The organism is Arthrobacter alpinus (assembly GCF_001445575.1).
GTDB classification, from domain to species: domain Bacteria; phylum Actinomycetota; class Actinomycetes; order Actinomycetales; family Micrococcaceae; genus Specibacter; species Specibacter alpinus_C.
The window spans coordinates 3,511,726-3,534,712 of sequence record NZ_CP013200.1; the positions used below are offsets into that span (position 1 = coordinate 3,511,726).

A 22,987-nucleotide genomic window follows, 5' to 3' on the forward strand; every position below is an offset into this window, starting at 1 on the left:
CACGCCGACCAGCTTGCGGGAGGGGGAAACTTGACCGGACAATGGACTTCATGACCTTTGTTTCCCTCTTGGCCTTTGCCGGACTGTGCCTCATGCTGGCCCTCATTCCCGGACCTGACACCTTTATGGTGCTGCGCATTTCATTGAACCGAGTGGGCGCGGGCATTTCTGCGGCCGCCGGTTCCGGCACGGGCGCATTGGTCTGGGCGGCCTTGGTGGGCTTTGGCTTGGCCGCCATTTTGGAACAGTCCGCGGAGGTATTCCGCTGGATCAAGATTGCCGGTGGTTTGTACCTGCTCTACTTGGGAATCTCCTCATTTTTGAAGGCGCGCAAGGCCGCCAAAGCCGGGATTGCCGCGGGCGGCGACGGTCACCAACCGCTGGTCTACAGCAAGCGTGCCGGCTATGGCGCCGGCGTCGTATCCACCCTGCTCAACCCCAAAGTGGGCCTATTCTACCTAGCCGTTGTTCCCCAGTTCATCCCTCAGGGCGCCAACACCCTGGCTATTGCCATGATTCTGGGACTCACCTTGGCGATCATCGGTTTCCTCTACCTAGCCACCATCGCATTCCTCGCCTATCGGGCCATGAAATGGCTGCGCAAGCCCAAGGTCAATACCCTCATTGAACGCATCAGCAGCGGCATCTTGGCCGTGCTGGGCGTGGGCGTGGTGGCCTCCGGGGCCACCAGCTAGTTCAGTCCAGCACGCTGAGGACTCAGCGAAGCGGCCAACGCGCTGTCCTCATCAGGTAGTGTCCCGGTGACTAGCTGCGCAGCCATAGTGGCCAGTGCCGCCGACGTTTGAATACCGTAGCCGCTCTGCCCGGCCAGCCAGAAAAAGTTGGGCACGTCAGCATCCATTCCCACCACCGGCAATCCGTCGGCCGGCTGGGTGCGCAGCCCCGTCCATGCCCGGACGACGCCGGTGATCCCCAGAGTGGTCACGGCATCAATGCGCTGGATCAGTTGGGCGATGTCTGCCTCCACCACTTGTGCGTCACCTGGCTCGGCCAGGACGCTCTCACAAGGGGAGATCAGGAGGTGCCCGCCGTCGGGCCTGTAGTAGAAGGACTCATCGGCTGGCTCCACCATGGGCCCGGCCGGATCCACTGGGAATTGAGTGGGAACGATGGCCACGCTGCGCCGGTAGGGCCTCAGACCACGTGGGCGGGCACCCGCCATCCGCGCCACGTCGTCTGCCCATGCCCCGGCCGCATTAACCACTATCCGGGCTGTGAACTTCTGCCCACCAGCCGTCGCCGTGAAGCCAGTACCCGCAGCTTCAACTTCCGTGACGGCGTGCCCTGTAAGAACCACCGCACCTGCCGCTACGGCTTCGCGCCGGTAAAAGTCCAGAAGGGCGGGGACGTCCACTTCGCGGGCTGTCTCATCGAGTGCTGCGGCTTCAAAGGTCTCCGGGCGCAGATCGGGGCTGCGGTGCATGGTCTGAGCATGATCGAGCGCGGTCAAGGAAGTGTGCGTGTCCACGAGAGCCTGAACTTGGGCCTCCGTTCCAAGTGTCATCATGAGGCGGGGCATCAGGATGGGCGAGGAGAGGCCGGCGGAAATTTGCTCCACGAGGGCAATGCTCCGGTGCGTCAATTCCTGAATAGGAGCGGGCCCGTAACTGGGCTGCATCTGCCGGGCCGAGCGCGAGGAGGTGTGATAGGCCAGCGTTTCCTCGGCTTCCACCACAATAACGGGGAAAGCCGGCGCCAACTGCCACGCCAGAGACAGTCCAGCAATGCCGCCACCAATGATCAATACATGCGTTTCCATGGCGCCATGGTGACACATCAAGCGGCGCTTGCGCCAACTGGTGCGGTGGCTGTGGCTTCACGTGCTGGCAATGAGCTCGACTTCGAAACCAGCAGAATTTTCCAAGTATGCAGCGTAGTGTCCGGCGCCGCCAGCATGGGGATATTTGTCTGCGAACAGTGCTTTCCAACCGTGCTCAACTCCCTCCATTGAGAGAGCGTCAACATGATCTGCCGTGCCTGCGTGGAAAGCCAAGTGGTTCAATCCAGGAGCCGTCCGCTGATGAATTCGCGCGCTCAGAGCCGGGGACTCTTCCACGACTATGTAGGTAGCGCCTTGTTTCCAGCTGCGTCCGTTCGGCCACGTTTGAAAGGACTCGTAGCCAAGGCTGGAAAGTAGCCAGCCCCATTCATCAGTGGCCCGTGCAAAGTCAGGTACCCACAGTTCAACATGGTGCAACGTGCCCAGAGGAATCTCAGTCATCCACCGAGTCTTGCACGGAACCAGCAGGCACTTCCCTATCGTGGAGCCCGCCGCGCATGTCCTCCCTCGGTCATGAAATTGCCGTAGCTGAACAGATGATGGAAGGCTGACCGAAGAGAGCAGTAACCAAGAGAGGCTGATAGTCCCGTGAACCTTGAGAATGATCCCGAGCACGTAACGCCGACGGCCATGCACGCCGCCTGTCAGGCGCCTTGGAGGGTAAAGACATTCCAAAATATGTGGCGGCGGGCACTATGGCGCCTCCGAGTGTCCTGCTCACAGGCTGCGCGAAGTGGAAATGCACCACGTGGATCTCGGGATGGGCTACACGCCCTCGGACTGGCCGGATGACTATGTGGCGTGGGATCTCTCAGAGCTGCTCGCCGCTGTCCCTGAGCGCCTTGAATCACCGGCTGATCGCCGCTCCTTCATGGCATGGCTTGCCGGCCGCGGGCCCCTCGATGCGTCAACGGCTCTGTCTCCCTGGTAGCCCAGCCTCCCTGACAGCCCAACAAAGCGACTGCTGCTGCGGGGCGCTTCGCGTTCACGCCCACCAATGCACGCACGGCCGTGAAAGGATAAAACCATGGTCTTGGAAATCTTCACCCTGTCCGGCGCAAACTTCCGCCTGCGCAGGGCGGTCGAGTCCGACGTCGTGCCCATTATTGAGCTCATGAACAACGATCCCATTCGAGCGGCCGAGAACTCTGCTGCTGCCCAGGACCACGCTCCCTACATCGCGGCCTTCCGCGCCATTGACGCCGACCCGGCGCAGCAGTTAATTGTGGTTGTGGATGACGCGGAGAATGTTGTTGCCACGATGCAGCTGAGCCTCATTCCAGGCCTTGCCCGCTTGGGTTCCACGAGATTACTGGTGGAGGCGGTGCGAGTGGATGAGACGTTGCGTGGAAACGGGCTGGGATCGGCCATGATGACGTGGGCTGTAGAAGAAGGACGACGGCGTGGCGCCGCCTTGGTCCAATTGACCAGTGACAGAGCCCGTCAGGACGCGCACAGGTTCTACGAGCGGCTGGGCTTCACCGCCTCTCATGTGGGGTTCAAACTAATCCTCTAGCGAGGACCTCGCAGCTAGCTCTGGCCCTGCGAAACTGCTGGCCACCTTCTCCAAGTTCTCGCGATAGCTGTGCCACCAGGCTGAGTTCCCCTCCGCCATGTTGTCGTTATCGTCCCGGTGTCCGACGCTGCCGTCGATCAACTCGCGCACAATGTCGGCGTGACCAACATGCCGCAATGTTTCAGCAGTGACATGCACCAAGATGCGGGTCAGGCTGACAGGGTTACTTGCCTTTCGCCACCACGGCACCTGACCGCTTGCCTCCATCGGGAGCTCGGAAATCGTAGTATCGGCATGGGCCCACACTCGTTTGTAGAGGGCCACGAGCTCTTCGCTGGACTCCTCTGCGGTGGCCCACATGTCCACATTCTCCGGCGCGTCGCTTGCCATCCAAGGGTGATTCTCGGGGAAGGGCCGGCCGAAGACGGCACCGAAGTACGCAGCCTCGACCCCTGCCAAATGCTTCACCAGCCCCAGCAGGTTGGTACCAGTGGTTGTTAGGGGACGACGCAGATCGTATTCAGAGAGTCCCCCAAGTTTCCACACCATCGCGTCGCGGCCCTCTTGCAAATATCGGTGTAACTCAGCCTTGGCAACATCACTGATGTGTGTCACCACTCCAGGGGACTCCGACGGTTGGGTGCTTCATCTCGACCTCGCGACAGTGAGGGGTTCCCTTTGACGGCGATGGACCACGCAGCAAACGCGAATGCAGCTGCTGCCAGGACATCCATCGCCAGCCTGTCCGTCCCAGCCCCCGTCAGTAGGTCAAATACCCCCATGACCACAAAGGCAACGGCTATGACAGCCACGCAGGAGGAAAAGATCAGTGCCCATCGGGGTAGATTTCGAAGTTCTTGCATGGCGGCCAACTCCTGAGACTAGAGTAAAAACCTTAGTGATCCACATCATACGCTAGTCACTATTCCCCTCGCAGAATGGAATAGAGCATGGAATCTCGGCGCTTCCCACGGACCAGCCGATGCGAACGCAGCCGCCCTTCCCAAGAGAACCCGTTCTTTTCCAGCACTCGAATAGACCCCTGATTCTCGGGGCCGCCGGCTAGAGTCCACCTGGGGCATCAAAACGAGCCTCTGACCTGCGGTTTCATACTGCAGGTCAGAGCTATTTAAAGCCAGAAACGAACTGCTCCCCGTTTCGGCTGGATGAACTCCCCCTTTTGGCTCCAAAGATGTCCTCAAAGTCAGCTACCAAGCGGCGGATTGCCCTTGCGCCGCTCCTACGGTTTGGCAGAGCGGCACGGACCAGACAACAGATACCGGCTCGAGTGGATCCCGGGACGCAAATTTCACGGTTGGAATACCAGGATTGGCCCGAGCGCTAGCCTGCGTCCACACCTTGAGGTGGCCGTGGTGGCGAAACCGTCCAGGCCATCAAGACCAGGAGTCTGTCACTAGCTCGGGTCGCTGTCACCTGTCCTCTTCGCCCTCTCGAGCGCCCGGTAAACCGTTGACCGTGCGACAGAGAAGAGCTCGGCGATTTCATACATGCTGTGCTCGCCAGCTTCATGAAGCTTAACAAGGTGGCTTTCCTGGGCTGGCGAAAGTTTTGGTGGCTTCCCGCGCAAGCGGCCTTTGGCCTTAGCGACCTTCATTCCTTCGCGCGTTCGCGCCCGGATGAGATCTCCTTCAAATTCCGCAACCATCGCCAAAACATTGAAAAGCAGTTTCCCTATGGGATCCAGCGGATTGTGGACCGATCCTCCAATATTCAACTTGATCTCCCGACTGGCAAGCTGGTCAGCGATCTCATGGGCATCCCTTACGGAGCGAGCCAGTCGATCCAGCTTGGTTACAACGAGCGTGTCCCCGGCACGGCAAGCAGCCAACGCCTCACGCAAACCTGGACGGTTCCTATTTGATCCAGTCAGTCCGTGATCTACGTAGATCCGATCCTCGCCTATACCCATGGCCGCCAGCGCGTCACGCTGCGCGGTCAAGTCTTGCTCGTCGGTGGAAACCCTTGCATACCCAATTAGTAATTCAGACATGCTCAGCAGTGTCCCACATGACGCCCGCTCACTCGACAGCTCACCGGGCTACCCCTACGGGACAGTCCAAAAGCCGCGATCACATAACCGCTGGTCAGGAGATGGTTCGTCCGGTGAGGGACCGGCTTGCGGGACGGGGTTAGCAACGTCGATACCCGATACCCCTTGTGAGATGGCTGGCCGCTTCGATACCAAAGGACACCGCTTCTTAGCCGGAATCGGGACGAGTCAAGGAGATAATGCTTGGATGAACGATGCACGGAAAAAAACAGGTGTTCTCGACTTGGATCCAGCACTAAAGCATCTTCGCGTGCCTGCCAATGATCTCTGTTGGTGGTGCGGGGACGTGGCCACCACCGAAGAGCATAGGTTCAAAGCTTCAACGCTTCGCCGGGTAGCTAGATCGGACGACGGCACCATTGTGCCGAGCACTGTCTATAAGAAAAGTTCTGACTACGAGGGGACACTTCAAAGCCTCAAGAAAGGTACGCAGATACGTTGGCGCAAGAACTTGTGCGCCAACTGCAATAACGCCAAAAGCCAACCGTTCGACCGTTCTTACGACCATTTTGAATCTTTTCTGGTAGAACACATCGACGAGATATCCGCCCGGGAACGGCTCGATTGGCAAGCAGTCTACGGCCTGGACTGGAAAGAACAAGCACGGAACCTGGCTCGCTACTTCGGCAAGCAACTTGGTTGCATGCTGGCCACTCAAGAGCTACAGATACCCGAGGAACTCATTGAATTTCTGGATGGTTTCGAACGTTGCCCCTCGGTGTGCTTCATGCTGTACGTGAACCCCCGTGCCGTCGAGGCACACGAGATGATGCGCAGGGATGGATTTGAGGACGGCTTAAATAGTTTCGTTGGACTACTCGAGGCCGATGTCTACCAATCCGCGGGTGAGTTCTCCGGAATCGACTACGTTTACCACATCTCCGCGGGTGAGTTCTCCGGAATCGACTACGTTTACCACATCGGGTTTCTATGGTTCACTGCGCGGTGGCGGGCAGGCGCCGACGTTACTTCGTGGTTTGAATACCAAGAAATAGACCTACCCAGAGTTTCCGCCGACGATTGAATCATCAGCTCTGGAATCCCAGCAATGGTTAGGCCAGCGCGTACGTTGGTTCATTGGGAGCGGGAGGGGTGCGCTGTGTTCCTCATTTTCAATGAATAATAGTGGTATGTACTTCTTTACTGATGCCGCACCATCCGGATCCGATCTTGGCCGTACTCTTGTAGATCCCTTTGCCGAGTTTTGGAGTAATGGGGACGGGCCAGCACATTCAGTAATTGACCGAAAAATTGCTGCTGCTGGTTTGCCTAAGACGGAAGGAAGCAAGCAACAAAAGATTATTGATGCTTTTTTGAGAGCCGACGATGCACAGGCTTATGCACTCATGAAGGGGCTTTTGGACGCGCTAAGGAGACATTCCAATTCTTTTTGGTCCAAAGACTCGGAGCAAGCGGATGAAGCCAAAGCCCACCTTCATCAGGTGCTCCAAGATGCAGGGTATTCACTGGAAGAGGATTTCAAGCTTTCAGAAGAGCAACGTAAACCGGCTCCAAAATCAGTTCCTCCGGCCGTACAGGAGCGCCTTGGACAGGTGCCGAAAGTGGCGCTGATTACGGCAAAAGAGATAGAAGCAGTCCACCAAGCTGAGACCAATACGGCTCCACCAAGGGAAATATTTTTGGTGCATGGCCATCAGGATGGACTCCGGCGTGAGGTGTCTGAGTGGGTGCAAGAATCAGTGGGAGTGACGCCGGTGGTTCTTAGTAAACAGTTGAGTGGTGGTAAGACTCTCATTGAGAAGTTCGAATCGTACTCAGCTGACGCAGCCTGTGCCATTGTCATAATGACACCGGACGACGAGGCCAGGGCAAAGAATAACCTCGAAGCGATAGAGGAAAGGGCGCGTCAGAATGTCGTGTTTGAGCTCGGCTATTTCTACGGAAAACTCAGGCGAGAGAACGTAATCGTCTTGAATTTTGGGGTAGAACTTCCTGGTGATATCAAAGGCATGGTGGATGTTCGTGGTCAGGACTGGAAAATCGAGCTACTTAAGGAACTCGCCGGACTCGGTTACAAGTCTAACTTCTGACAATGTTCCGTATATGAAAGCCCTGAAGCCGAGAGTGTTTTTCTAATCTTGAGTGACTGAAAAGCTGGCTCCCGGATCACTGTCCGCAGCGGGTTCCCTTTATGGTGTGGGTATAGATTTCTTGCTCAGTAGGACCTGCTGCCATATTCTGTCTACGATGCCGACCCTTGGTCTGCGTTTTTCCGTTCGTTCCAGCAGGGACCCGACGTTAGGCGCCGCATTGAAGAGCACAGAGGCAGAGTCAGTGGACTTTCAGTCGTCCGTGGAAATGATCCAATCCGGCGATCCCGACGGCCTATTCAATGCAGCCAATGACCTCCGACAGATATCCAAGTCTGAAGCGGTTGAAGTCCTGTACCAACTGGCCATTGCGCACGGTGTGAACGAAGCCTACTTAAACTACGGGACGTTGCTTCATGACATGAACCGATCCAAGGAAGCCCTGGTCCAGTTCAAGAAAGCACATGCTGCAGGAGATCCGAATGCCGCATTTGCTTTGGGGGAAGTGAACTGGGAGATGGGAAGGCATACCGAAGCTATCAAGTGGCTTCAGCTGGCCGGCAGTAACCCATTCGTACCGCTCCGGCTGGCCAGCTCGTATCGGGCCACCGGGGATGAGCTATCAGCGGTGAAGGTCCTTCGAGAAGGTAGCGAAAACAGCGCCGAGGCGGCGGTGGAATACATCATTACCACTAACGAACTTGACCTTGATAGTGCGATCAACCTGCTTGAAAAGCACCTCCAAAACGGCGAAGTCGATGTCCTTGTTGTCTTGGCCGATCTCTACTCGAAGGCGGGCAACACGGCCAAGGAGATTGAACTCCTTCGTCGCAGTGTGGAAGCCGGCGAACCAAACGCGCTGCATAACCTGGGCCTTGCACTCTGGCAGTCCGGGAACACACGAGAGGGCAAGTCGCTCCTAAAGAAGGCGGCACAGAAGGGCGACAAATTATCGTCGAAGGTCTTACATGAAATTCGCGGCAAACAACGGCACGTTCAGTTGAAGTAAGCATGGACGGGCGCGTTAGTTGGCGTTCTTATGATCCATCGTCCCGCAGATGGTTCCTGAATCGGCATGGGGCCGAATCTGCACTCCAGTGCTCTGATCTGCTGTGTCGGGTCGGGACACGGTGGTCCTCGATATTCTTACATTGGGTTCGGGAAGGGTATGGAGTATTCCCATAGGGTCACCGTGCTGGTTACGGTTCCATCGATGTAGGGTTTCGATTCTCCCGTCCTTGCGAATCCGAGAGATCGCCAGAATGGCTCGGCCACCTCGGCGTTGGATGCCACGATGCCAAGGCGCACGACGGAAATGCCCTGCCATCTACGAATTTCAGCCAATACGTATTCGTACAAAGTCCTTCCCAGTCCACGGCGCGATTGATCTCCGGCCGTCACCAGTAGCCCGATAAAGGTCACTTCCGGGCCCGGGTATCCGCGGATCACATCCACGAAGGCCACAAGTCTTTTGTCCTCCCACAATCCCCAAGCATGTTTCGCATCCACGTTGATACCAGGAGGCAAAGCCGTGAGTATTGCTTGGCTGTCGTCGCTTTGAGGGTCGCGGCCTGAAACTCGGCGTGTATAGCCAGGATTGGATTCCAATAAGCCCTGCAATTCCGCCGCGTCACTCAAGTTCAGTTTTCGATACTCCATGCCCATCCCAACAGCCTAGGCTCACCGCAGGCGGTGAGCCGACGATAACCAAAAAGTAGGGTAATTGAACGGATTCCCGAGCAGCTGCCCCGTAAGAGGTTCCACGACCGGAACATGATTCTCGTCTAGCCAGGAAAATTAGCGGAACTGTGCGAAGACACGAATGCGTTCCGGGGTGAAGTCTGCGCCTTCGGTAAGTCCCATGGACTCATAAAAGGCGCGCTGCTGCGGCTGATCGTCGGTGATGAGGACTGTCTGCCTCACGTGCTGATACCTCTCCGCGACTTGAGCGAACAACCCGTGTCCCACTCCGGCTCCTTGAGAATCAGGATGGACCAGAATGTCCTGGACGTAGCAGATCGTTGCATCGTCGGAGATGGCCCGAGCCAGGCCGATGAGCCGGCCATCTTCGCTCCAGGCTGTGACGACAAACGATGAACTTCTTATCGCCCGGCCAAGCAATTCAGGGTTGCTGGCGTAGGTGGTCCACCCCACAGATTCGTAGAGTGCAAGCACTTCATCGTCGGAAATGATGGCGGAGGTGGAGAACCGGTATGGCAACATCGGATCAGTGTTGCACAGCTATACGGCCAAAATGGGCCTTTTGGTGCGGCCAAAGCGAATCAGTCCGCAGAGGGTTCCACCTTCGGGAATGCGCTTTTGTTTATCGTTGGCCCATGAGCTGACTGGACTCGAAGATCCACTCCGACTTTTCCCGTACTTTTATCGTCCGTCCTAGACGAGAAGAGGACACTTCAGCGCCACTTCGTCGGCAGCTTATGTCCAAGGAGCTCGAGTTCTTTGCGGAGCGCTAGCGTCGCGAACCAGGGCTTCGTCATCAGAAAAGGCACCATGTGGACCAATGATGGTGTGCGATCCATAAGGTCTGCGACGGGGACGACTATGACGTCAGTAAGTTGCCTGATGAAGGTCTCCTCAGGAATGCGTTCACTTACCCCAGTGTCGAGCAGAATCGTTCCTGGAACCTCCTGGGCAGTCAGACCATCCGATCTCTCCAACGTAATTGGCAAAACGACATCCGTTGCTTCTGCTCGGAGACGCAGATCGCACTGGATCTCCGATCGGAATGCCTTTGTAGCGTCGGGTAGAGACCAACCAAGATTGACGTAGAAGTCCCCTCCCCACGGTGACTTCTGCAGGTTGACGATCTGGTAATCGTCGGTCTGCGTCGTGCGGAACCAATTCCGCCCACGCTTACGGAAGCCGCGGGCCTTGAGCACGCTGGCAAACGTCGTCTCGATCGTCGTCGCTGTATCCACATCACCAAGTCTCGCCCAGCGCATGCCTAAAGTGGTCAATACATGCGGGATCAATCTGAAGGACCACCAATAAAGTTGACAGGCCGTGCAGAAAGAAGCACCGTCCAGACGCAGTAATTTTCGCCCTGGTTGAGAGGCAGGGATACGACCTACGCCTACAGGCATGCTCCATCACTGAGCACCCATCCAAGCGCGTATGTCGTCCCGTAGAGCGTTCCCCCTGCGGGCTTGCTGTAACTTATCGTGTTGCCTACCAGCCTCCGTGCCCAGATTGGATTAAGCGTGTCGCACTCTTCTGAGAATCAACCCCCGCCGCTTCCTTACGAGCTTTTCCGCGTAGGCCAGACTGTTGCTCTAAACCTTGAGGATGACATCATTGTCGATCGCCGAGATGATGAGCCCCTGTTCCTCTACCGAGGGCATCCTGGACGAATCACCGATCCCAACTTCATGCACATCCTCACAGATTGGGTCGGGTTTGAAGAATCCCCGTGGAGCTACGCTTTTGGATTCACTGCCCTACCTGATGATGGGCCGTGTCCAGGTCTGACTGCCATCACCGAGGAGGAATACGCGATCCGCGCTAAAGCAATAGGAGAGGGGAAACGACCACTCATCGACTAGCAACCGGGATTGATCATCGTTACAGAGCAACTGCGCCTAATCGTCCTTGTGCATACGGAACGATCGACCCTTGCGCTCACCGACAAGCTGAACCAATAATAAGGCGCGCCCTCAGAAAATTATCTACTTGCAGGTGTAAACCGCTAAAACCCTACGCGGCAAAACTAGGAGCCAGCCTAGTCGGGGCTCCCCCAAATTTCCTCCTCATGAAATACAGGGCCTTCCACTTTCCCATACAAGGTTCCCGTGGAAGACAGGTTTGTGGGCTGCTTCATGGGCTGGCCAGTGCCGATCCGCTATCGATCGACAGTTTTTGTGTCCCCTAGCCACCCGTTGGCTGCTACCGGTTAGGCCAGAATTCTTTCGGTAGTGTCGTGGGTAGGAGCGGTTTCAGACTTTCCGGGGTGGGGCCACGGAGTGCGTGTTCCGCTGTATTTTCTTGGGAGTTGCAGTAGCTGATGTGCGCTGTGCCGGCAATTTCCCGCAGGGTAAAGATGCCGTCGAGGGCCGCCTTTTTCGATTCGAACTCCGTGGAGACGGCGAGTATGTTTCTAAGGTCATCGACCAGTTTTGCCCGGTAGCGTCCGTTCGTCTCCTGATGCAGTTCGATTCTTCCAGTCATTTTTTCTCCTCTTTACTCGACGGCGATGTATGGGTTAATGCCCGGGCCCTTTGCTGACTCCATTTCCGAGCGAACTGACTCTGGTCTAGTTCTCGCCCGGACGGAAAGTTCCCTGGGTCTTTGGTCTGGGTGATCGATTCGACGCTGAGCCGTATCGGAACAGGTTTCCAGGCAGTGTCGCCTTGAAGCTTGCCGACCACCGGGAGGTCACCGCTACTACAGACGGAGGATGATGACCGGTCACCCGATAACGAGTCGGGCCCCGACTGGTTCTCCTTCGTCTGGCATGATTGACCGGCTAAGACCTGCGCCGTCCCGACCTCGCGGGTGCCTAATGTGGCACGAACTAGGCCCGGGTGACCCAATTTTCCTGACGAAAGGACCGTTTCCACGGTTGCTCTGGGAATGAAGTCGCTTCCTAGTTGCCTCATAGCGGCACTTCCAGTTGGAATCCACACTGGCATTTGAGCCGGCGAGTTCGAAGCGAAACCCGGTCAGGAGAACCGGTGTGGCCGCCTACTGGAGGGTGGAGATGCGAAACACTGCCCCCAAGTTCATCCATCGGCTCACCACAATGGATGAAGTAGCGCCCGAAATGCAAGATCCCCGGCGCAGTGGCCGTGGCGTTGAGGAGCTTGGCCACCTGCTGGACGGTGGCGTCATGACCGAAGAAGGAGCCGCATTGTCCGCAGCTATACTCCACTGCAACACGGCCGACGACTATCGGCTGGATGGGACCAATAGATTCGATCATTAAGTGCTTGGCCGTTTGACAGCCCTCGCATTGCAATGTCGATTCCATACCGTCGACAAATTCATCATGATGAATGGTGAACGGATCATTCGTCACGTAGCTTCTCCTGGCAGTCCTACGAGTCTGGCGAGTCATCGCCGTGACGTGGCATCGTTTTCTGGAATGATTCCGATAGATGCCGGCCATGCGATAACCGATGTGGGTGGTGGTCCACCCTGCCATTGTCTTAGGCAATAAACCATGAGGTTTGTTGCCTAGCATGTTACATCCATCACAGTGAATGTGTCCATTTGGACTGCGGAATCCTAAGGTTGCCGCTACATGGGGGTGTACAAGAGCAGGGCTTGCAAAATGAGGTGCCGCAAAAACTACCCGGACGAAACCGCACCATCACACGCGCATTGAGAGTAGGTTGGGGCAGAAGGGATGGGTTAAGCAGTCAGCCCAGACATGTCTTCGAAGACGACCTTCAGAGGGTTCCCAGTCGCACCGCATCAAATGGGCGCTTCTGGGGCCATCGCTCAGGATGAAGTCTGTGACGCAGGGGCCGCTTCGTGACACATGACCACCGGGTGACCAAGAGCCGCGATCTACAGCGGCTAATCTTGGAATCCAGCGAAATTGAAAGTTTCCTCAACGCACTAACCCGCCTGGCCGTTCATGAACTCTCCGATGCAAGCGAGGAAGTCCTCTGCGGAATCACACTGCTGCGGCATAAACGCGCCGCCACCGTGGCCAGCAGCAGCCAAGACGCCCAGGACTTGGACGAAGTTCAATACAGCTACAAAGACGGGCCATGCCTCAATGCTGCACGAAACCAAACCCTCGAACACATCCCCGACCTGCAAGCCGAAGAACGCTGGCCTGAATATTCCCAAACGTCGTAGACCGCGGGATCCGCTCGGTGTTGGCCGTCCCTTTCCAACTCGAGCAGGGAGACCAGGCAGCGCTGAACCTCTACAGCAAGATTCCCCACAAATTCACCGCCGAAATGAAGAACCTCGCACAAGGCTATGCCGACGAAGCCTCCCAAGCTTTCGCTATTGCGTTGAGAATGGCACGTCACCAAGACACCGCCACCGACGCTGTGGAAGCGATGAAATCCCGGACAACCATTGACCTTGCCGTGGGAATGATCATGGGACAAAACAACTGCAGTCAAAAACGTGCCGTTGAGATCCTCAAGGCCGCCTCGTCCAGACGTAACATCAAGCTACGCCAGATCGCAGCAGCCCTGGTCGCGGAAAAAGATCTGGAAGCACCAACCACCCACTTCGAACCATAAGGCAGTCCGGACCCACCTACCAGCCCTCAAACAACGACATCGACTCCTCAATCCGCCACCACTAACGGAAAAGGACGCCCGATACGACAAACCCGTCCCAGTGAGGGTTCCCCCTGCGGGCTTGCTGTAACTTATCGTGTTGCCTACCAGCCTCCGTGCCCAGATTGGATTAAGCGTGTCGCACTCTTCTGAGAATCAACCCCCGCCGCTTCCTTACGAGCTTTTCCGCGTAGGCCAGACTGTTGCTCTAAACCTTGAGGATGACATCATTGTCGATCGCCGAGATGATGAGCCCCTGTTCCTCTACCGAGGGCATCCTGGACGAATCACCGATCCCAACTTCATGCACATCCTCACAGATTGGGTCGGGTTTGAAGAATCCCCGTGGAGCTACGCTTTTGGATTCACTGCCCTACCTGATGATGGGCCGTGTCCAGGTCTGACTGCCATCACCGAGGAGGAATACGCGATCCGCGCTAAAGCAATAGGAGAGGGGAAACGACCACTCATCGACTAGCAACCGGGATTGATCATCGTTACAGAGCAACTGGGGGTCCGAGTAGTAATGGAACAGGATTGCGCGTTTAGCCCTCGGCTACGTGACTGTCGGTAGTCTGTAGCTTGTGCCAGTTGAATTCTTGAGTGACGTCCAGGCGGCCGCGTTCGGGCGGTTCGTGGGAGAACCTTCGCGGAACGATCTGGAGCGGTTCTTCCATCTCGACGACACCGATCAGCAGTTGATCCGCAGGCGTAGGGGTGAGCACAGTCGGCTTGGGTTTGCCGTACAGGTCGGGACGGCACGATTTCTGGGGGCCCTTCTTGCTGACCCGCTCGATGTGCCATGGTCCGTGGTTGATTACGTTGCGGCGCAGCTCGGGATCGCGGATCCCTCGGTGGTCAAGCGCTACACCGAACGCGTGGAGACAGCCAACGCGCATGCGCGCGAGATCCGTGCCGTTTACGGGTACCGGGATCTTGATGCTGTGCTCACTGAAGCATTGACAGCGTTCGTCTTTTCGCGGTCTTGGACGCATGGCGAGGGGCTCACCATGTTGTTCGGACACGCGGTTGCCTGGTTGCGGCGGGAAAAGGTTCTTTTGCCGGGTGTGAGCGTACTGGCTCGGCTCGTGGCTGCGACCCGCGAACAGGCGACAGCACGCTTGCACGCACAGATTGCTGGTGCGGCTGAGAGTGCCGATCCGCGGTTGCCGGCTGTGTTGCGGAGCTTGCTGACGATTGGTCAGGGCGATCGGGCAAGCCGCCTGGAATTGTTGCGTACCGGGCCAACGCGGGTTTCGGGACCGGCATTGGAAAAGGCCTTGCAGCGGGCGGCTGTGGTCCGTTCATTCGGGGCCGGGGCGGTGGATCTATCGATGGTGCCAGCGGCACGGGTGCGTTCCTTGGCCCGGTACGGTTTGGGGTCGAAGGCCCAGACGCTGGGGCGGCTTGCCGAGCCACGCCGCACAGCAACGTTGGTGGCCACGGTCGCGGCCTTGGAAGCGTCCACAGTCGATGATGCACTGGACCTTTTTGATCTCCTGATGGCAACCAAGGTGCTGGGCCCTCTCGTCGTGCCGCGGCCGCGGAGCGATTGGCGAAGATGCCCAAGCTCGAGGAAGCCTCCAGCGTCTTGGCCCGGGTCGGAGCCGAGCTGCTGCGTGTGCTTGAAAATGCTGGTGAGAGCCTCGATGTTACTGCCGCATGGGCTGCCTTGGAGAAGATCACTACCCGAGACCGGATTGTTGATGCAGTTGCGAAAGTCGGCGAACTTGTCCCGGACGGAACTAGTGCTGAGGGGGCGATGCGCGAGCAAATGTCCCGACGCTTCCGCACGGTTGCCCCATTCCTGAGGCTGCTGGGAACCACTATTCCTTGGGGTGCTACACCGGTCGGGGAACGTGTCGTGGAGGCCCTGGCTGGGGTTGATGGTTTGCATGGGCGGCGCAAGGTAAGCCGAGATGAAATCGACGAAGCGCTGGTGCCGCCCTCCTGGCACACCGCCGTGTTGGGACCGAGCAACGAGGTCGAAGTCAACCGCGACGCGTGGGTGGTGTGCGTGTTGGAACAGCTGCGTGCGAGCCTGCGCCGCCGTGACGTGTTCGCAACAACTTCAACCCGTTGGGGTGATCCGCGCGCACAACTGCTCGCGGGCCCCGCGTGGGACGCGGCACGCGAACCGGCCTTGCGGTCGTTGAGCCTGGATGCCCCGGTGGGCGAGCACTTGCAGACGAAGCTCGACGTGTTGGACGCCGCCTGGCGCGGTTTGGCGGAATCAATAGCGCACGCCGGCCCGGAGGTCGGCGTCCGTCTGGTCGATGACGGTGAGGGGAAAGCCAAACTGTCGGTGTCACCGCTCGATGCCCTGGATATCCCCGAATCGCTCACCCGGTTGCGGGCACAAATCGCGGATATGCTGCCGAGGGTGGATCTTCCCGAGATCCTGCTTGAAGTGCATTCCTGGACCGGTTTCCTTGACGCCTACACTCACATTTCCGGGTCTGTTCCCAGAATGGATGAGCTGCCGGTGTCGGTGGCTGCCGCGCTCATCGCCCAGGCCTGCAATGTGGGGTTGACCCCTGTCGTGGCCGATGGACATCCCGCACTGACCCGGGACCGGCTGGGGCATGTGGATGCAAACTACATCCGCGCCGAGACCCACACGGCCGCCAACGCGCTCCTCATCGAGGCCCAGTCGAATGTTCCGGTAGCCCGTTCATGGGGCGGCGGGCTGCTGGCCTCCGTGGACGGGCTGCGGTTCGTGGTCCCGGTGCGCACGATCAACGCGGCCCCGAACCCGAAGTACTTTGGCCACGGACGAGGACTGACATGGTTCAACGCGGTCAACGACCAGGTCGCCGGCATCGGTTCCGTGGTGGTCCCGGGCACGGCCCGTGACTCGCTGTACGTGCTGGACACGATGCTCAATCTCGACGGCGGACCCAAACCCGAGATCGTCGCCTCAGACACCGCTTCCTACTCGGACATGGTCTTTGGGATCTTCACCCTGCTCGGCTACAGATTCTCACCGCGCATCGCGGACCTGAGCGAGCAGCGCCTGTGGCGCGCAACTTTCCCCGGCGAGGCGGCCGCCGACTATGGGGTACTCAATGACGTCGCACGGCACAAGATCAACCTGGAAAAGATCACCACGCACTGGGAGGACATGACCCGTGTGGCCGCTTCCCTGGTGACCGGATCGGTGCGCGCGTACGACCTGCTGCGCATGCTCACCCGTGACAATGGTTCCCCGGCACCGCTCGGGGCAGCGCTTATCGAGTACGGACGCATCGCCAAGACCCTCCATTTGTTATCCCTGATCGACCCGAGCGATGAGAGCTACCGGCGGGCCATCAACTCCCAGCTCACCGTGCAGGAGTCACGTCATCGGCTGGCACGGGCGATTTTCCACGGCAGGCGCGGGCAAATCTACCAGCGCTACCGCGAGGGCCAGGAAGACCAGCTCGGCGCGCTGGGGCTGGTACTCAACGCCGTCGTGCTCTGGAACACCAAATACACCGACGCCGCCCTCACTGCACTGCGTGAAAACGGGCAAGAAATCCCGGAAGAGGACATCACGAGGTTGTCCCCGCTGGCCGATGCCCACATCAACATGTTGGGCCGTTACGCATTCACCGCACCTGCGCCCCAAGGACTGCGACCATTTCGAGGCCCAGTCGAGTCCGGAGCCTGACCCATCTGGGGTCGCCGCAGAAAGAGAACAATTCGTACGCTGGGACTTCACTGAGGAGGGTGCCCAATGACACGCAGTTTGTTGTTGGAAGATGCTTCAACAGGCCTCCGCAAGTGGATGTCCCACCGCGATAAGCAAGACCCAATAAAATCCTGACAGTTAGACCCAGCAGGATTTCGCAAACACCTTCACGAATCGATCTTCGCTCGGGACGCACCAGGTGGGCGCCTCTGGATGCGTGCCGCAACCACATGTGCTTTGGTATCAGGTCGAATTTCATGCTTCCACGTAGAAACCCGCCCGGATCGGAAGACGTTCGGGCGGGTTGGACGCTGAACATGTATGCGTACCAACTGCGAGCTCAGGGACGATGGTATCGCGCAGAGTGATGGGCATTCGTGGCCGATTACGAGGCTTCGGCATGCGGGCTGACTCGCACCGTGGGATCTGGCCCACAGCCAATCACCAGTATTGATCGCCGACGCAAAAAGTACCTCACTGGCTCGAAGGATCCAGGTCTTGGGCTCACACCCCGGCAGGTGGGCCTACCAGAAGACGGCCAAGGAAATGTTGACGAGAGTCAATCCGCCCACGCTATGCGCCAGGCCCACAGGGACATCATTTCCTCTCTTGGTCGCGCGGCACCCCAGCACGGCAGAGACAATGATCGCGAGCAGGATGACGAGCTTGACACCGATCTTCAGGTGATTGATGCCAGATCCTCCATCGCCGGCGATCATTTCTGCGACCCCAACGAGCAGCACGCCGGTGACAAGCTGGGTCCAGGCACCCAGAAGCTGCCAAAAGCCAACCGTCGGAGTCTTGAAGGTAGCCAGCCAGCCGCCGAGCAGGGCCGCAGCACCGCAGATATGAAGGAACACCAAGGGAGAATGAAGAATTTCCATGAGACAACCATACCCAATCTTCCCGACAGCATGTCAGTAAAGCGTGGTCGATGTCCCAAAGCCGGTGTGACCTATATCTTATCTTGAGAAATTGCCCCATCCGCATCATTCTGACATGATGTTTGCATCATGCTGACATCATGTCGGCAAAAAATCCTCTTTCTAGATAAAGGCACATGTTATGTTTCTTGCGCTAAGAGAGCTGGCGTTCGCCAAAGGGCGTTTCAGTCTCATGGGAGCGGTCATCGCGCTCATCGCAGTACTTACGGTCATCCTCTCCGGACTATCCTCAGGGCTGGTGAATGACGGCGTCTCAGGCCTGAAGAATATGCCGGTCTCCGCGTTCGCATTCGACGAGGGAACCAAAACCGATAATGCCTTCTCTCGGTCTGTCGTTGAGCAAGACCAAGTAACTACCTGGTCGAAGCAGCCCGGAATCGAGCAGGCGACGGCCATGGGAAGCTCCATGATGAACGCCACGACCGATGATGGAACCCAGGTCGACGTCGCGGTATTCGGCGTCGATCCCGGCTCTTTCCTCGCCCCCGAGGTCTCCGAGGGTGAACAACTCGGTGACGTCGACGGTCTCGTGGTGTCCGAAACCATGCGTGAGGCAGGCGTTGAGATTGGTACCGTGCTCACCATGGATCGGATCGACACCGAACTTACCGTCATCGGATTCACCCAGGGACAGGCAACGTTCGGTCACGTTGACATCGCTTATGCCCCGCTATCGACCTGGCAGCTGATCGCCGCCGGGCAGGCTCCGGCAGGGGCTCCCACCCAGCAGGACATCGACGGATTGGATTTCACCTACAGCAGTGTCGTGGCGTTGCAGTACGCAGACGAGGCTGCGGTTGATCTGGCAGCAGGCGACGCTGCAGCCAGCACCACCGCCAAGTCCCTGAGTGAATCGTTCAACTCCTCCCCCGGATACGAAGCCGAAACGTTGACGCTGAATATGATTCAAGTCTTCCTCTATGCCATTTGTGGACTTGTGGTCGGCGCCTTCTTCTCGGTATGGACCATCCAACGCAAACAGGAAATCGCGGTACTTCGTGCCATCGGCGCTCCGGTACGATACCTCTTGCGCGACGGAGTCACCCAGGCAGCCCTCCTGCTGGTGCTCTTCACTGCCCTCGGAATAGGGGCAGGCCTCGGCTTAGGGGCCGCCATGCCAGATGGCATGCCGTTCGCCCTGGAAGGCGGGCCCATTGCCACCGCAGCCCTCCTGACCATCGCCCTCGGTCTCATCGGCGCCGTCATCTCCATTATCCGCATCGCCCGCATTGACCCACTGACCGCCCTAGGAGGAAACCGATGAGCCAGCAAACCCATCAGCGTTCCGCAACCGAAAGTCCATCAAACACCGCTTCCGGGCTTTCCCTCAACGACGTCTCCCTGGACCTCGGCGACGGCGCCCAAAAGGTACGAGTCCTAGACCACGTCAACCTCCACGTAGCGGACGGTGAATTCGCAGCCATCGTGGGACCTTCCGGATCAGGTAAATCCTCGCTGCTTGCCGTGGCCGGCGCCTTGTCCTTGCCGGATGCGGGATCCGTTCGCCTGCGCGGCCAAGAACTCACCACACTGAATTCCAAGCAGCGGGCGAAGCACCGGCTGCAAGATGTCGGTTTCGTGTTCCAATCCGGAAACCTGATCCCGTCGCTGAACGCTGCTGATCAGCTCCGCATGGTGAACTTGCTCGCCAAGGGGCCACGCAATTTCGACCCCTTGCCGCTATTGGAGGCGGTCGGCATGGCCCACCGCGCCAAGCACCGCCCAGGGCAGCTCTCGGGAGGCGAACGCCAGCGCGTGGGTATCGCCCGGGCCTTGGTCACCAAGCCGGCAGTGATGCTCCTGGATGAACCCACCGCAGCCCTAGACAGCGCACGGAGCCACGAAGTAGTCAACCTCCTGGCCCTGCGTGCCCGGGAGATGGGAATTGCCACGGTCATGGTGACCCACGACCACGGCATGCTGGACCAATGCGATGCCATCTATGAAATGAACGACGGCACACTCACCCGCAAATAGACACCACCCACCGGCGGCGGTAAGCATCAATCATGCCTGCCGCCGCTAAGGTTGTGGGATCACCTAAGAAGCAAACAAGTCCGGGGTTAGAGAAGAAGACGATGCCACGAATTAACGCCCCCAGTGTGGCGGAGCATAGAAAACAGCAGGAGCGGGCCATCATGGATGCCACCTTCACGCTACTGCAGGAGACAAGCGCTCCACCGACCTTGGCCCAGGTCGCGCAACGTGCGGGCCTGTCCCGCACGTCTATCTACCAGTACTACAAGTCGCCTCAGGACTTGCTGCGTGCCGCCGCGCGGGAAGTCTTTCCCCGGTGGATTGCCCGGGTCACCGAGGCCACCGAAAACGCCGCAACACCACAGGAAGCCGTCTTGGCATACGCCATTTCCTGCGTAGATCAAGTAGCTGAAGGCGGTCACGCAGTGGGTACCGCGTTGGCTTCTTTTGCCCCCGAAGGACCTCTGGATGACCAAGCCGAACAGATGCACGACTCAGCACGCTTACCCCTCATCGAAGCGCTCAAAAAGCTTGAGCTAACCAACCCACTAGCGATCGCCGACTTGGTCATGTCGGTGATCCATGCTGCGGGACAGATGGTGGAGCAGGGCATCGAGCAAGACGCCGTGCATACGCATCTTACGGTGATGCTCGGCAATCTCGGGAGCAAACACTAGCGTAGAACCCCATCAAAATAACACCACACCCATGCCCCGACGCCTGACGCAAGCCGCAAGTCGCAAGCAAGGATTTTGCGACCCAAAGGATTCAATACATGGAGGTTGCAAAATGGATTCTCCTTCTTCACTTTCGGTTCTGCGTTCCCTACCGGCAACTTGTGGTTCCCCTGGTGCGGAGCGGGTTCATAACGTCAGCGACGTGCGTTGTTCGGCTCAATTTCTGTCATTCTTGGTTGTCATGGCGGTTGGAGAACCCGAATATTTGCGTGTGCGACGGCCGCATACGGCTCGTCTGCCTTTGGTATCAGTCCTATTGCCTCAGCCACACATCCAACGCTTGAAGCAGTCAAACCGACCAAGAAGCACCCAATGGCGAGTCCTTTGACTCGGCCGACGTTACGAAGCGGCAGCCCTGTTCTGCGCGCAGTAGCCTTTGAGTCATGATTCCAGTTGCTCATAGTTACCTCTGACTGAGAGTCGGAGCATGGACACGGTTCCTGGGTGTAGATTTATATCGACACCATGTCAGAAAGATGTGTTTTGTCCTAAATCCATCACGAAAGGTAAGCCGATGTTCGTTGTAACCAACCGCATTGATGTCACGGCAGAAACCGCAGAAGCCTTCGAAAAGGCCTTCACAGACAGCATGCGGTCCACCCTGTCCGGAGTCGCGGGGCTCAAGCGTACGACTTTGATGCGACCGGAAGCCGAAGGGTTGCCGTATGTTTCAACCATGGAATTCTCCAGTCGGACAGACTTCTTGTCATGGCTGAAGTCCGATTCCTTCAAGGCATCGCACTCCGACAAACAGGCCCCGGGGATGCAAGCACCGAACGCGGTGGAACAGCACACCTTGATCGATATCATTGAATCCTAGTGCGCGAAGATGGTCGCGCCGGATGTCAATTCGGCGCCACCAGATCGACGGTCCGAATCGCACGGATGATCCCATCGAGTATGGGACCGCGCATCAGCAAGATATACAGCTTCGGGACGCTTCCAGGGCCACGACGGCGCGTTCGGTTGGGCGCGTCGATCGTTCGGGGGTGCCTCGATGGCAGTTCCGATGCGATCAATCGTGATTGATGGCGGTTACAGATAGCTGATTACTGCTGCTCATGAGCTGTCTTGCCTGAAGGGCCTGCCTACGCAGCGGCTAAGGGTCAGCAGAGACGTCCCTTAGAGTCCGGGGCCCTTGGGCTGATGGCTAACGACCATGACGGCGCCTTGCAACCCTTGGGCTACAAGACAACCGATCAAGACACTTGAGGATCCTTGATACTTCAGGGATCGAGCTGTCTTGCTACCATGTCCCATAAGTAGAGGATGGATTTGCGGTAGGCAACCACTGTTGCGGGACACTTTGGAGACGGCAAATGGGCAAACTGATCGGGTACGCGCGGGTATCGACCCGGGCACAGGACGCTGACCGGCAGATCACCGACCTGCTCGGTGCCGGGGTGCGCCGCGATGACCTGTACACGGACCAGGGCGTCAGTGGCGCTAGGGCCAGTCGGCCCGGATTCGACAAGGCCCTGGAAGCCCTGCAGGAGGGCGATACCCTCGTGATCACCACCCTGGATCGGCTGGGTCGATCCATAGCTAACATGCTGGATCTTTCCAAAGCTCTTCGGGAGCGCCAGATCGGGCTGCGGGTGCTCAACCTGGGAGGCGGCGACGTGGACACCGGCACGCCCATGGGTTCGATGGTCTTCACCGTCATGGCGGCGCTGGCCCAGATGGAGCTGGAAATCAAACGGGAACGGATCACCGATTCGGTGTCCAAACGCCGGGCGGCGGGCAAGGATTTGGGCGGGCGGCGTGAACGATTCACCAACAGCCAGATCGACAACGCCCGACGCCTGATCGACGCCGGCCAGCCAGCCACCCAGGTTGCTCGGGACCTGGGCATGTCCCGAGCCACCCTCTACCGGCGCATCGCAGGGATCGAGGCACAACACTGGATCACTACCCAAAGCCAATGACTCTCACAGGGAACTCATCAGCTGCT

26 protein-coding genes and 1 pseudogene are annotated in these 22,987 nt (G+C 58.1%); 16 read left to right on the forward strand and 11 right to left on the reverse strand.

What is annotated here, in order from left to right; translation table 11 throughout:
- Positions 1–50 precede the first annotated feature (50 nt).
- Positions 51–695, forward strand: coding sequence for a LysE family translocator (locus AS189_RS15700; protein ID WP_062293861.1), 645 nt, complete (start codon positions 51–53; stop codon positions 693–695).
- Here the strand turns inward: AS189_RS15700 and AS189_RS15705 are convergent.
- A complete protein-coding gene (locus tag AS189_RS15705) occupies positions 692–1,780 on the reverse strand; it encodes an NAD(P)/FAD-dependent oxidoreductase (protein ID WP_062290930.1) in 1,089 nt (362 codons plus the stop codon). The two genes, AS189_RS15700 and AS189_RS15705, sit on opposite strands and share 4 nt — an antisense overlap.
- A gap of 57 nt (positions 1,781–1,837) precedes the next feature.
- Positions 1,838–2,242 carry a VOC family protein gene (locus tag AS189_RS15710; protein WP_062290933.1) on the reverse strand — a complete coding sequence of 135 codons (405 nt, stop codon included), beginning with the start codon at positions 2,240–2,242 and terminating at the stop codon, positions 1,838–1,840.
- 292 nt (positions 2,243–2,534) lie between these two features.
- Between AS189_RS15710 and AS189_RS15715 the strand changes: the two genes are divergently transcribed.
- Together AS189_RS15715 and AS189_RS15720 are read left to right on the forward strand one after the other, a co-directional pair.
- Positions 2,535–2,732: a hypothetical protein gene (locus AS189_RS15715; protein WP_129587303.1), complete on the forward strand. Its 198-nt coding sequence runs from the start codon at positions 2,535–2,537 to the stop codon at positions 2,730–2,732.
- Between the two features lie 96 nt (positions 2,733–2,828).
- Positions 2,829–3,317 (forward strand): GNAT family N-acetyltransferase, encoded by a 489-nt coding sequence (locus AS189_RS15720; protein ID WP_062290939.1) that lies wholly within the window; start codon positions 2,829–2,831, stop codon positions 3,315–3,317.
- Here AS189_RS15720 and AS189_RS15725 read toward each other — a convergent pair.
- From AS189_RS15725 to AS189_RS19620, 3 genes are all read right to left on the reverse strand, one after another.
- Entirely contained in the window at positions 3,306–3,932 is a 627-nt protein-coding gene (locus AS189_RS15725) for a DinB family protein (RefSeq protein WP_237759885.1), read from the reverse strand. The genes AS189_RS15720 and AS189_RS15725 overlap by 12 nt on opposite strands.
- A complete protein-coding gene (locus AS189_RS15730; RefSeq protein ID WP_062290942.1) occupies positions 3,929–4,180 on the reverse strand; it encodes a hypothetical protein in 252 nt (83 codons plus the stop codon). The genes AS189_RS15725 and AS189_RS15730 overlap by 4 nt, the downstream gene beginning before the upstream one ends.
- A 551-nt stretch (positions 4,181–4,731) precedes the next feature.
- Entirely contained in the window at positions 4,732–5,328 is a 597-nt protein-coding gene (locus AS189_RS19620; RefSeq protein WP_082634363.1) for a recombinase family protein, read from the reverse strand.
- Positions 5,329–5,575: 247 nt separating this feature from the next.
- Here AS189_RS19620 and AS189_RS15740 point away from each other — a divergent pair, with 247 nt between their 5' ends.
- From AS189_RS15740 to AS189_RS15750, 3 genes are all read left to right on the forward strand, one after another.
- On the forward strand, positions 5,576–6,412 hold the full coding sequence (locus AS189_RS15740) for a hypothetical protein (RefSeq protein ID WP_062290949.1): 837 nt from the start codon (positions 5,576–5,578) through the stop codon (positions 6,410–6,412).
- Between the two features lie 106 nt (positions 6,413–6,518).
- The gene (locus tag AS189_RS15745) at positions 6,519–7,439 is read left to right on the forward strand and encodes a TIR domain-containing protein (RefSeq protein ID WP_062290954.1); all 921 of its coding nucleotides are present in this window, start codon (positions 6,519–6,521) and stop codon (positions 7,437–7,439) included.
- 220 nt (positions 7,440–7,659) lie between these two features.
- Positions 7,660–8,448: a tetratricopeptide repeat protein gene (locus AS189_RS15750; protein WP_160320846.1), complete on the forward strand. Its 789-nt coding sequence runs from the start codon at positions 7,660–7,662 to the stop codon at positions 8,446–8,448.
- 137 nt (positions 8,449–8,585) lie between these two features.
- On the opposite strand, the gene AS189_RS15755 is transcribed toward AS189_RS15750, so the two are convergent.
- The 3 genes from AS189_RS15755 to AS189_RS15765 form a co-directional block, all read right to left on the reverse strand.
- Positions 8,586–9,104: a GNAT family N-acetyltransferase gene (locus AS189_RS15755; RefSeq protein ID WP_062290959.1), complete on the reverse strand. Its 519-nt coding sequence runs from the start codon at positions 9,102–9,104 to the stop codon at positions 8,586–8,588.
- Between the two features lie 132 nt (positions 9,105–9,236).
- The gene (locus tag AS189_RS15760; protein ID WP_062290962.1) at positions 9,237–9,662 is read right to left on the reverse strand and encodes a GNAT family N-acetyltransferase; all 426 of its coding nucleotides are present in this window, start codon (positions 9,660–9,662) and stop codon (positions 9,237–9,239) included.
- A 191-nt stretch (positions 9,663–9,853) separates the two neighbouring features.
- Positions 9,854–10,378 carry a DUF4304 domain-containing protein gene (locus tag AS189_RS15765; RefSeq protein ID WP_160320847.1) on the reverse strand — a complete coding sequence of 175 codons (525 nt, stop codon included), beginning with the start codon at positions 10,376–10,378 and terminating at the stop codon, positions 9,854–9,856.
- Between the two features lie 282 nt (positions 10,379–10,660).
- Between AS189_RS15765 and AS189_RS15770 the strand changes: the two genes are divergently transcribed.
- A complete protein-coding gene (locus AS189_RS15770; protein ID WP_062290968.1) occupies positions 10,661–11,002 on the forward strand; it encodes a hypothetical protein in 342 nt (113 codons plus the stop codon).
- 340 nt (positions 11,003–11,342) lie between these two features.
- Here the strand turns inward: AS189_RS15770 and AS189_RS15775 are convergent, their stop codons facing one another.
- Both AS189_RS15775 and AS189_RS20065 read right to left on the reverse strand, forming a co-directional pair.
- Positions 11,343–11,624, reverse strand: a complete 282-nt coding sequence (locus tag AS189_RS15775) for a YegP family protein (protein ID WP_062290971.1) — start codon at positions 11,622–11,624, stop codon at positions 11,343–11,345.
- A gap of 427 nt (positions 11,625–12,051) precedes the next feature.
- Entirely contained in the window at positions 12,052–12,474 is a 423-nt protein-coding gene (locus AS189_RS20065) for a hypothetical protein (protein WP_129587305.1), read from the reverse strand.
- A 458-nt stretch (positions 12,475–12,932) separates the two neighbouring features.
- Here AS189_RS20065 and AS189_RS20885 point away from each other — a divergent pair, with 458 nt between their 5' ends.
- The 4 genes and pseudogenes from AS189_RS20885 to AS189_RS15800 all read left to right on the forward strand — a co-directional run bounded on the left by AS189_RS20885 (position 12,933) and on the right by AS189_RS15800 (position 17,354).
- The gene (locus AS189_RS20885) at positions 12,933–13,265 is read left to right on the forward strand and encodes a hypothetical protein (protein WP_237759886.1); all 333 of its coding nucleotides are present in this window, start codon (positions 12,933–12,935) and stop codon (positions 13,263–13,265) included.
- 104 nt (positions 13,266–13,369) lie between these two features.
- Positions 13,370–13,663, forward strand: coding sequence for an ANTAR domain-containing protein (locus tag AS189_RS20890; RefSeq protein WP_237759887.1), 294 nt, complete (start codon positions 13,370–13,372; stop codon positions 13,661–13,663).
- Between the two features lie 175 nt (positions 13,664–13,838).
- Positions 13,839–14,180, forward strand: coding sequence for a hypothetical protein (locus AS189_RS15795; protein WP_062290968.1), 342 nt, complete (start codon positions 13,839–13,841; stop codon positions 14,178–14,180).
- Between the two features lie 106 nt (positions 14,181–14,286).
- Positions 14,287–17,354 (forward strand): annotated as a pseudogene (locus tag AS189_RS15800) (Tn3 family transposase).
- A gap of 545 nt (positions 17,355–17,899) precedes the next feature.
- Here the strand turns inward: AS189_RS15800 and AS189_RS15805 are convergent.
- Positions 17,900–18,259, reverse strand: a complete 360-nt coding sequence (locus tag AS189_RS15805; protein WP_062290983.1) for a hypothetical protein — start codon at positions 18,257–18,259, stop codon at positions 17,900–17,902.
- A gap of 181 nt (positions 18,260–18,440) precedes the next feature.
- On the opposite strand from AS189_RS15805, the gene AS189_RS15810 reads away from it, so the two are divergent.
- From AS189_RS15810 to AS189_RS15830, 5 genes are all read left to right on the forward strand, one after another.
- Positions 18,441–19,583 (forward strand): ABC transporter permease, encoded by a 1,143-nt coding sequence (locus AS189_RS15810; protein ID WP_062290986.1) that lies wholly within the window; start codon positions 18,441–18,443, stop codon positions 19,581–19,583.
- Positions 19,580–20,296 carry an ABC transporter ATP-binding protein gene (locus AS189_RS15815; protein ID WP_062290989.1) on the forward strand — a complete coding sequence of 239 codons (717 nt, stop codon included), beginning with the start codon at positions 19,580–19,582 and terminating at the stop codon, positions 20,294–20,296. The genes AS189_RS15810 and AS189_RS15815 overlap by 4 nt, the downstream gene beginning before the upstream one ends.
- 101 nt (positions 20,297–20,397) lie before the next feature.
- Positions 20,398–20,973 (forward strand): TetR/AcrR family transcriptional regulator, encoded by a 576-nt coding sequence (locus tag AS189_RS15820; RefSeq protein WP_160320848.1) that lies wholly within the window; start codon positions 20,398–20,400, stop codon positions 20,971–20,973.
- 574 nt (positions 20,974–21,547) lie between these two features.
- Positions 21,548–21,853, forward strand: a complete 306-nt coding sequence (locus tag AS189_RS15825) for an antibiotic biosynthesis monooxygenase family protein (protein ID WP_062290996.1) — start codon at positions 21,548–21,550, stop codon at positions 21,851–21,853.
- A gap of 499 nt (positions 21,854–22,352) precedes the next feature.
- Entirely contained in the window at positions 22,353–22,961 is a 609-nt protein-coding gene (locus AS189_RS15830; RefSeq protein WP_062290999.1) for a recombinase family protein, read from the forward strand.
- Positions 22,962–22,987 lie beyond the last annotated feature (26 nt).

Excerpts from the sequence above, each read along its gene's own strand:
- AS189_RS20890 (WP_237759887.1), top strand. The coding sequence starts at position 13,370 with ATGAAGAACCTCGCACAAGGCTATGCCGACGAAGCCTCCCAAGCTTTC.
- AS189_RS15775 (WP_062290971.1), bottom strand. The coding sequence starts at position 11,624 with ATGACTGGAAGAATCGAACTGCATCAGGAGACGAACGGACGCTACCGG.
- AS189_RS15760 (WP_062290962.1), bottom strand. The coding sequence starts at position 9,662 with ATGTTGCCATACCGGTTCTCCACCTCCGCCATCATTTCCGACGATGAA.
- AS189_RS15740 (WP_062290949.1), top strand. The coding sequence starts at position 5,576 with ATGAACGATGCACGGAAAAAAACAGGTGTTCTCGACTTGGATCCAGCA.
- AS189_RS19620 (WP_082634363.1), bottom strand. The coding sequence starts at position 5,328 with ATGTCTGAATTACTAATTGGGTATGCAAGGGTTTCCACCGACGAGCAA.
- AS189_RS15830 (WP_062290999.1), top strand. The coding sequence starts at position 22,353 with ATGGGCAAACTGATCGGGTACGCGCGGGTATCGACCCGGGCACAGGAC.
- AS189_RS15805 (WP_062290983.1), bottom strand. The coding sequence starts at position 18,259 with ATGGAAATTCTTCATTCTCCCTTGGTGTTCCTTCATATCTGCGGTGCT.
- AS189_RS15710 (WP_062290933.1), bottom strand. The coding sequence starts at position 2,242 with ATGACTGAGATTCCTCTGGGCACGTTGCACCATGTTGAACTGTGGGTA.
- AS189_RS15815 (WP_062290989.1), top strand. The coding sequence starts at position 19,580 with ATGAGCCAGCAAACCCATCAGCGTTCCGCAACCGAAAGTCCATCAAAC.
- AS189_RS15755 (WP_062290959.1), bottom strand. The coding sequence starts at position 9,104 with ATGGGCATGGAGTATCGAAAACTGAACTTGAGTGACGCGGCGGAATTG.
- AS189_RS15825 (WP_062290996.1), top strand. The coding sequence starts at position 21,548 with ATGTTCGTTGTAACCAACCGCATTGATGTCACGGCAGAAACCGCAGAA.
- AS189_RS15705 (WP_062290930.1), bottom strand. The coding sequence starts at position 1,780 with ATGGAAACGCATGTATTGATCATTGGTGGCGGCATTGCTGGACTGTCT.
- AS189_RS15745 (WP_062290954.1), top strand. The coding sequence starts at position 6,519 with ATGTACTTCTTTACTGATGCCGCACCATCCGGATCCGATCTTGGCCGT.
- AS189_RS15700 (WP_062293861.1), top strand. The coding sequence starts at position 51 with ATGACCTTTGTTTCCCTCTTGGCCTTTGCCGGACTGTGCCTCATGCTG.
- AS189_RS15730 (WP_062290942.1), bottom strand. The coding sequence starts at position 4,180 with ATGCAAGAACTTCGAAATCTACCCCGATGGGCACTGATCTTTTCCTCC.
- AS189_RS15720 (WP_062290939.1), top strand. The coding sequence starts at position 2,829 with ATGGTCTTGGAAATCTTCACCCTGTCCGGCGCAAACTTCCGCCTGCGC.
- AS189_RS15810 (WP_062290986.1), top strand. The coding sequence starts at position 18,441 with ATGTTTCTTGCGCTAAGAGAGCTGGCGTTCGCCAAAGGGCGTTTCAGT.
- AS189_RS15820 (WP_160320848.1), top strand. The coding sequence starts at position 20,398 with ATGCCACGAATTAACGCCCCCAGTGTGGCGGAGCATAGAAAACAGCAG.